10 protein-coding genes are annotated in these 7376 nt (G+C 62.9%); 5 read left to right on the top strand and 5 right to left on the bottom strand.

Going from position 1 to position 7376, the window contains the following annotated elements:
• From EN884_RS18515 to EN884_RS18535, 5 genes are all read left to right on the top strand, one after another.
• Window positions 1-500: PD-(D/E)XK nuclease family protein (locus EN884_RS18515; RefSeq protein ID WP_206617605.1), on the top strand; the 500-nt coding region annotated here is incomplete at its 5' end.
• Window positions 501-576: 76 nt separating this feature from the next.
• Window positions 577-900 carry a thioredoxin gene (trxA, locus tag EN884_RS18520; RefSeq protein WP_013528326.1) on the top strand — a complete coding sequence of 108 codons (324 nt, stop codon included), beginning with the start codon at window positions 577-579 and terminating at the stop codon, window positions 898-900.
• A gap of 128 nt (window positions 901-1028) precedes the next feature.
• On the top strand, window positions 1029-1310 hold the full coding sequence (locus tag EN884_RS18525; protein WP_013528325.1) for a cupin domain-containing protein: 282 nt from the start codon (window positions 1029-1031) through the stop codon (window positions 1308-1310).
• A 108-nt stretch (window positions 1311-1418) separates the two neighbouring features.
• Complete coding sequence (locus tag EN884_RS18530; protein ID WP_013528324.1) at window positions 1419-1667, top strand: type II toxin-antitoxin system VapB family antitoxin; 249 nt, start codon at window positions 1419-1421, stop codon at window positions 1665-1667.
• Window positions 1664-2077 carry a type II toxin-antitoxin system VapC family toxin gene (locus EN884_RS18535; RefSeq protein WP_063169784.1) on the top strand — a complete coding sequence of 138 codons (414 nt, stop codon included), beginning with the start codon at window positions 1664-1666 and terminating at the stop codon, window positions 2075-2077. Before EN884_RS18530 ends, EN884_RS18535 begins: the two co-directional genes overlap by 4 nt.
• 64 nt (window positions 2078-2141) lie before the next feature.
• Here EN884_RS18535 and EN884_RS18540 read toward each other — a convergent pair whose 3' ends face one another.
• The 5 genes from EN884_RS18540 to EN884_RS18560 all read right to left on the bottom strand — a co-directional run.
• Entirely contained in the window at window positions 2142-3467 is a 1326-nt protein-coding gene (locus EN884_RS18540; RefSeq protein WP_063169785.1) for a folylpolyglutamate synthase/dihydrofolate synthase family protein, read from the bottom strand.
• A gap of 118 nt (window positions 3468-3585) precedes the next feature.
• Window positions 3586-4512 (bottom strand): acetyl-CoA carboxylase, carboxyltransferase subunit beta, encoded by a 927-nt coding sequence (gene accD / locus EN884_RS18545; protein WP_013528321.1) that lies wholly within the window; start codon window positions 4510-4512, stop codon window positions 3586-3588.
• Between the two features lie 101 nt (window positions 4513-4613).
• Window positions 4614-5453 (bottom strand): tryptophan synthase subunit alpha, encoded by an 840-nt coding sequence (gene trpA / locus EN884_RS18550; RefSeq protein ID WP_027161022.1) that lies wholly within the window; start codon window positions 5451-5453, stop codon window positions 4614-4616.
• Between the two features lie 2 nt (window positions 5454-5455).
• Window positions 5456-6706 carry a tryptophan synthase subunit beta gene (trpB, locus tag EN884_RS18555; RefSeq protein WP_013528319.1) on the bottom strand — a complete coding sequence of 417 codons (1251 nt, stop codon included), beginning with the start codon at window positions 6704-6706 and terminating at the stop codon, window positions 5456-5458.
• Between the two features lie 91 nt (window positions 6707-6797).
• Window positions 6798-7376, bottom strand: a 579-nt coding sequence (locus EN884_RS18560; protein ID WP_128360667.1) for a phosphoribosylanthranilate isomerase, incomplete at its 5' end; no start/stop codon positions are given.

Genomic DNA, 7376 nt, shown 5'->3' on the forward strand with positions numbered 1-7376 from the left:
CCCTCCACAAACTGCTGCAGATGCTGCCCGGTATTGCCGAGCCCGAACGTGCGGGAGCGGCAGAACGCTATCTCTTGCGAACCGGTGCGGACTGGCCGCCATCAGAGCGTGAAAAGGCCCTGGCGTCGGTCACATCGATCCTTGCCGATCCCGGCTTCGGTCAGCTGTTTGCGCCATCGTCGCGTGCCGAGGTTGCGATCATGGGCAGCCTGGAGGTCAAGGGCAAGAAGCGCTCGATTTCCGGCAAGATCGACCGGCTGGCGGTAACGCCGGACACGGTATCGATTGTCGACTACAAGACCAACCGGCCGGCGCCCGCCAGTCTGGCCGAGGTGCCGCCGGCCTATGTCCTGCAGTTGGCGCTCTACCGCGCGCTGTTGCAGCCGCTCTATCCCGGCCGCACGGTCAAGGCGGCCTTGCTGTTCACCGAGGCGCCGCGGCTGATCGAACTGCCTGCCAGCGCCTTGGACGACGCCCTTGCTCGACTCACGGGAGCGTGACACAACACCTGCTTGAAGAAGGGCGCGATCACCACCACATTTGGTGGGACAAAAACTTTCAAAAGGATTTTTCCATATGGCAACCGTGAAGGTCGACAAGAGCAACTTCCAGGCTGACGTGCTTGACGCCAACGTACCGGTCGTCGTCGATTTCTGGGCGGAATGGTGCGGTCCCTGCAAGATGATTGCGCCGGCGCTCGAAGATATCGCCACCGAACTTGGCGCCAAGGTCAAGATCGCCAAGCTCAACATCGACGAGAATCCGGAGCTTGCCGCCCAGTTCGGCGTGCGCTCGATCCCGACGCTGATGATCTTCAAGGGCGGCGAAATGGCCGACATGAAGGTCGGTGCCGCGCCGAAGACCGCGCTGTCGCACTGGATCAATGGCAACCTCGCCTGACCCATCTGAAATTCCTGATATCAAGCCCGGCCTCGCGCCGGGCTTTTTGTTGGCGTCATCGGTGCGTGGCTCTGGCCCTCGCGTCCGGGCACTCCATGTCATCTGCTCGAGGCAGACAGGAGAACCCCATGACCGGATCCGCCAAGGCCACCGTCTTCATCGACAACGAGCGTGTCATCGTCACCGAATACCGCTTCGCGCCGGGCGAGAACACCGGCTGGCATCGCCACGGCCACGACTATGTCGTCGTGCCGCTGATGGACGGCAAGGTGAAGCTGTTGACCAAGGACGGCGAATCCTTTGCCGAGATGAAGAAGGGCGCGCCCTATTTCCGCAAGGAGGGCGTAGAGCACGACGTCATCAACGCCAATGAAGGCGAATACGCCTTTATCGAGATAGAGCTGAAGTAACGTCGCCTATCAATGCGCTGGAAATCCACCGCGTGATGGCACGCCATCAACTGCCACCTTGATGGCAGCAGTGGATCGGCCTATATCCGTTCTAAAAGGGAGTTCGAAATGGCCGAACCACAACTCTCAGTCCGAAGCGCAAAAGCACGCGACCTGGCTCATAGACTTGCTCGTCGTGAAAATCGTTCGATAGCCGATGTGGTCGAACGTGCGCTCGAATCCTACGAAATTCGTGAAGCTGGCCGTGAACCTGCTTCCACCTTCTATGCCAGCTTGACTGCAAACCATGGCGCCGACATCGATCTGGAAAAGATCATTCGCGAAGGCCGCCAGGTTCATTCGGGACTTGAGCTTTGATTTTCGTCGATACCAACGTGATTTCGGAGAGTCTGAAGAAGGCGCCGGACCAAGCTGTCCTGGCATGGCTTGTCCGCAATGACGCTGAACTGGCCCTTCCCACAGTGACGATTGCTGAAATCGCCTTCGGCATCCAAAAAATACGGCCTGATGAGCGTGCCGATCGGCTGGAGCAGGGACTTTCCCGGTGGCGCCATCGATTTGCCGGCCGGATTTTTGGACTGACTGAAGATGCTGCCTTGGCTTACGGCGAGATCATGGGTGCCGCGACACGCCAAGGTGCCGGCATGTCAGCCCCCGATGGCATGATTGCGGCGATAGCGCGCGTGAACGGTGGCCGGCTGGCAACGCGCAATCTCAGCGACTTTGGCACCACCAGCCTTGATCTGATCTCACCGTGGGATTTCTGAAGGTCGAAAGCCAAGGTTCGGCCTCAGCCGCCGCAGCCACCCAAGGCATGAATAGTCGCCTGCTTCAGGTCGGCGGGGTGCCGTTCTCGGCCAGCACCGCTCCGGTCAGATACAACGAACCGCTGATCAGGATGCGTGGCGACGGGCCGTCCCAGGTGTCGCGCAGCAGCATCAGCGCGCTGGCGACGGAACTCACCGGCTCGGCGGTCAGCCCGGCTTCCGTTGCGCGGATCGCCAGTTCGTCGTTCGGCACGCCGGCCTCGCTGAGGCTCACCGGCACCGTGTAGACATGCCGGGCGAGGCCCTTGAAGGCACGGAAATAGCCGCTCTGGTCCTTGGTGTTGATCATGCCCGAGATGAGGAACAGCGGACGCGGGTTCTTCTCTTCCTGCTCGGCCAGCGCTTCGGCAACCACCACGCCGGCACCGGGATTGTGGCCGCCGTCGAGCCAGATATCGGCGCCCTTGGGTGCCAGTTCGGCCAGCCGGCCCTGCACGAGCTTCTGCATGCGGCCGGGCCAGGCGACATTGATCATCGCCTTTTCGGCGGCGCGATGGCTGATCTCGAAACCGGCCGCTTTGACCGCGGCGATCGCCGCCGCCGCATTGGCGAACTGGTGGCGGCCGGGCAGCCTGGGCGGCGGCAGGTCCATCAAGCCGTCTTCGTCCTGGTAGACCATGCGGCCGTTTTCCTCGAAGGCAAGGAAGTCCTGGCCGTAGACGAAGGTGGGGCATTCAAGCCGCTCGGCGGTTTCGATCAGCACCTGCAGAGCCGTCTCGCTTTCCTGCGCGCCGATGACCACCGGACAGCCGGGCTTGATGATGCCGGCCTTTTCGGCTGCGATCAGTTCGACACGGTCGCCGAGATAGGCCTCGTGGTCGAGCGACACCGGCATGATCACCGACACGGCCGGCTCCTTGATGACATTGGTCGCGTCGAAGCGGCCGCCGAGCCCGACTTCGATGATCGCAGCGTCGGCCTGGTGTTCGGAAAACAACAGGAAGGTGACGGCGGTGAGGATCTCGAAGACGGTGATCTTCTCGCCTTCATTGGCCCTGGCGGCACGGGCAATGGCATCGGCGAAAACCCTGTCCTCGACCAGCCTGCCGCCGCCATCGGCGGCCAGCCGGTAACGCTCATGCCAGTTGACCAGATGCGGCGAGGTGTGGACATGGACGCGGTAGTCCGCAGCCTCGAGCAGGGCGCGTGAAAAGGCTGCGCACGAACCTTTGCCGTTGGTGCCGGCGATGTGGATGACCGGGGGCAGCCGGTCCTGCGGATTGTCAAGCCGCTCCAGCAGCCGCGAAATGCGGTCGAGCGAAAGGTCGAAGCCTTTCGGATGAAGCGCCATCAGGGCTTCGATTTCGCGGTCGGCGGCAAGCGTCGTCATGGTGGAATCCTAGCGCATGAGCCTGAAAACCAGAATCGGTTTCGGATGGCCATGGCAATCAAAGGCTACAGCGCGCCGAAGCCCTCGTGCAATCGCGGTCGCGGCGCTTCGTGTCGCTTCAGGCTTGCGGCCGAGCTTCCGCGGCAACCACCGCCGGCGGCAGGATTTCCGGCTCCAGCGTTTTTTGCTCTTCCGGCAGCTTGAGCAGCATCTTGAGCAGGCGCGCGATCGTTTCACGCATTTCCAGCCTGGATACGACCATGTCGACCATGCCGTGCTCCATCAGATATTCGGAGCGCTGGAAGCCATCGGGCAGTTTCTCGCGGATCGTCTGTTCGATGACGCGCGGTCCGGCAAAGCCGATCAGCGCGCCGGGCTCGGCGATGTGCACGTCGCCCAGCATGGCGTAGGAGGCGGTCACGCCGCCCGTGGTCGGGTTGGTCAAAACGACGATGTAGGGCAGGCCGGCTTCCTTCAGCCGGTCGACACCGACCGTTGTCCGAGGCAATTGCATCAGGGACAAAATACCTTCCTGCATGCGGGCGCCGCCGGAAGCAGCAAACAGGATCAGCGGCCGCTTGCGCTGCAGGGCCACTTCGAAACCGTGCACGATGGCGTCGCCGGCGGCCATGCCGAGCGAACCGCCCATGAAGGCGAAGTCCTGCACCGTGACCACAACCGGAAGACCCTCGACGGTGCCCAGCGCATTGATGATCGCGTCCTCAAGGCCGGTCTTGGCCTTGGCGTCCTTCAACCGGTCGACATAGCGCTTCTCGTCGCGGAATTTCAGCGGATCCTGCATGACCTTGGGGTTGTCCAGGGTCTCGTATTTGCCGCCATCGAAGAAGAATTTCAGCCGCTCCTTGGCCGAGATCTTCATGTGATGACCGGACGAGGGAATGACGAACTGGTTCGATTCCAGGTCCTTGTGGAACACCATCTCGCCGGTCTCCGGATCCTTGATCCAGAGATTCTCGGGCATGTCGGTGCGCCGGCCGAGCATCGAATTGATCTTCGGGCGAACGTAATTGGTGATCCAGTTCATCGCTTCGGCTCCTGTCCTGACGAAGAGTTGCTAATGCATGTCGCCCAAAAGTGGGAACCGGTTCTGGGATAACGGCATGCACAAGACCTGACGTAGGGAAACTATTCGGCAGCAGCAAGGCGGGCCGAGCGCACGCCTTGCGCTAGGCCGCTGACCAGCGTGGCGACGGCCTCGGCCGGATCGGCGGTCTTCTCGCCCTTCGGCCCCAGCACATTGGCCACCGCATTGACGATCGCGGTGCCGACGACGACGCCGTCGGCATTGGCGCCGATCACCCGGGCCTGCTCGGCGGTCTTGACGCCGAAGCCGACGCAGACCGGCAGGTCGGTGTGGCCCTTGATGCGCTTGACCGCCGCCGCCACCTTGCCGGTGTCGGCCAGTGCCGAGCCGGTGATGCCGGTCATCGACACGTAATAGACGAAGCCCGACGTGTTCTGCAGCACCTTGGGCAGGCGTTTGTCGTCGGTGGTCGGCGTCGCCAGCCGGATGAAGTTGATGCCGGCTTTCAATGCCGGAATGCACAGTTCCTCATCCATCTCCGGGGGCAGGTCGACGACGATCAGCCCGTCGATGCCGCTGGCGATCGCGTCCTTGAGGAAGCGGTCGACGCCATAGATGTAGATCGGATTGTAGTAGCCCATCAGCACGATCGGCGTTTCATTGTCGCCAGCGCGGAAGTCGGCCGCCATCTTCAGCGTCTTGGCCAGCGTCTGGCCGCCTTTCAGCGCCCGCAAGCCCGCCGCCTGGATCGCCGGGCCGTCGGCCATCGGATCGGAGAACGGCATGCCGAGCTCGATAATATCGGAACCTGCGCCCGGCAACGCCTTCATGATCGACAAAGAGGTATCGTAGTCGGGGTCGCCGCCCATGAAATAGGTGACGAGCGCCGGGCGGCCTTCGGTCCTGAGCTTCGCCATGCGGCGGTCGATGCGGGTGGCCATGATCAGATCTCCATGCCCAGCATGCTGGCCACCGTGTGCACGTCCTTGTCGCCACGGCCGGACAGGTTGACGATGACGATCTGATCCTTGTCCATGGCAGGCACGATCTTCACCGCATGCGCGATGGCGTGCGCCGATTCCAGCGCCGGGATGATGCCTTCGACGCGCGTCGTCAGCTTGAAAGCCTCCAGCGCCTCGTCATCGAGGATCGGCACGTATTCGACCCGGCCTGAATCGCGCAGCCAGGAATGCTCCGGCCCAACGCCGGGATAGTCGAGGCCGGCCGAGATCGAATGGCCGTCCATGATCTGGCCGTCGGAATTCTGCAGGAGATAGGTGCGGTTGCCATGCAGCACGCCCGGCGCGCCGGCATTCATCGAGGCGCAATGCTCGATGCCGTCGAGACCGCGACCGCCGGCTTCGATGCCGATGATGCGGACCTCCTTGTCGTCGAGGAAGGGATGGAACAGGCCGATGGCGTTCGAACCACCGCCGACAGCGGCGATGATGGTGTCGGGCAGCCGGCCTTCCTGCTCGAGGATCTGTGCCCGCGCCTCGATGCCGATCACCGACTGGAAGTCGCGCACCAGCTCCGGATAGGGATGCGGGCCGGCGGCGGTGCCGATCAGGTAATAGGTGTCCTCGACATTGGTGACCCAGTCGCGCAACGCCTCGTTCATGGCGTCCTTCAGCGTGCCGTGGCCGGCGGTCACCGGGCGCACTTCGGCGCCGAGCAGCTTCATGCGGAAGACGTTCGGGCTTTGCCGGGCAACGTCTGTGGCGCCCATGTAGACGACGCAGGGAAAGCCGAAGCGGGCCGCAACCGTGGCCGAGGCCACGCCGTGCTGGCCGGCGCCGGTCTCGGCGATGATGCGCTTCTTGCCCATGCGCTTGGCCAGCAGGATCTGGCCGAGGCAGTTGTTGATCTTGTGCGAACCGGTGTGGTTCAAATCCTCCCGCTTGAAGTAGACCTTCGCGCCGCCCGCGAGGCCCCTGGCCGAGGAAACCTCACGAAGATGCTTCGTGAGGCCTTCGGCGAAATAAAGCTTCGACGGCCGTCCGGCATAGTGGGTCGACAGGTCAGTCAGCTCAGCCCTGAAATCCGCATCGTTCTTGACCTCGTTCCAGTGCCGCTCCAGATCGAGGATCAGCGGCATCAGCGTTTCGGCAACGAAACGACCGCCGAAAATGCCGAACATGCCCTGTTCGTCGGGCCCGGTGCGGAAGGAATTGGGTGTCGCCGGCTTGTTCATCGCCGATCTCCTGGCATCTTGACTATGAGGCATGTCCTTGTCGGAAAACCGGTTCCCACTTTTCCGGGACATGCTCTGGTTTGAGGCACCACTAGGCTGCGCGGGTGTTCCGCGCGGCCCTGACGGCCCGGAAAAACTGTTCGATCAGCGCCGGATCCTTGACGCCCGGCGCGCTTTCCACGCCTGAAGAAATGTCGATCCCAGGCGGGTTGGCAAGCCGAAGGGCATCGCCGATATTGGCGGCGTTGAGCCCACCGGAAAGCATGTAATCGACGCCGCCGTCAAGGCCGGCGAGAATGCGCCAGTCGAAGGCAACACCATTGCCGCCCGGCAGTTCGGAGCCTTTCGGCGGCTTGGCGTCGAACAGGAACCGGTCGGCTATGCCGATGAATGGCTTCATTCGTTCGAGATCGGCGGCCTCGCTGAGCGGCAGCGCCTTCATCACCGGCAGGCCATAGCGGGCTTTGACCTCGGCGACGCGCTCGGGCGTTTCCGCGCCGTGCAGCTGCAGCATGTCGGGCTGCATTTTGGCAACGATTTCATCCAGGAAGGCGTCGCCGGCATCGACGGTGACGGCAACCGCCATCGCCTTGCCGCGCGCGGCCTCGCGCAGACGGCCAGCCTCGGCAGGTTCGACATAGCGCGGGCCTTTTGCGAAGACGGTCAACCC

The organism is Mesorhizobium sp. M7A.F.Ca.AU.001.01.1.1 (genome assembly GCF_004022735.1).
GTDB classification, from domain to species: Bacteria; Pseudomonadota; Alphaproteobacteria; order Rhizobiales; family Rhizobiaceae; genus Mesorhizobium; species Mesorhizobium ciceri.